Here is a 441-nt window from a genome sequence, read left to right as displayed (position 1 = left end):
AAAAGTACGCATCTACCCAACACCAGAACAGGCTGAATATCTCAACGCTCAGTTCGGTGCGGTTCGTTTTGCGTACAACAAAGCGCTGCACATCAAGAAAGACGCTTACCAGCGGCACGGCGTAAATTTAAACCCGCGTAAAGACCTTAAACCGCTGCTTGCCGTGGCGAAAAAATCCCGCAGATATGGGTGGCTTAAAGAATATGATTCTATTGCATTGCAGCAGGCGGTGATTAACCTTGACGTGGCTTTCTCCAAACTTTTTTAATCCGAAACTAAAAGCCCGTTTTCCCACGTTTAAAAGTAAGCATGGCAGACAATCTAGCTATCATTGTGTCGGGATCAAAGTCATTGATGGCGCGATAAAAATCCCGAAATCGCACCGATTGAAGCGCGTTTACATCGTGAAATTACGGGGGCGCTGAAAAGTATCACACTGAG

1 pseudogene is annotated in these 441 nt (G+C 46.0%); it reads left to right on the top strand.

Annotation, left to right across the window (positions count from 1 at the left end):
• Positions 1-317 (top strand): annotated as a pseudogene (locus BHE89_RS20845) (helix-turn-helix domain-containing protein); the annotation flags it as partial.
• Positions 318-441 lie beyond the last annotated feature (124 nt).

Origin of the sequence: Shigella sp. FC1967 (assembly GCF_001743005.1) — a bacterium.
GTDB lineage: Bacteria > Pseudomonadota > Gammaproteobacteria > Enterobacterales > Enterobacteriaceae > Proteus.
Note: the sequence above shows the minus strand (reverse complement) of the source record. Positions and strands in the feature narration are given on the sequence as shown.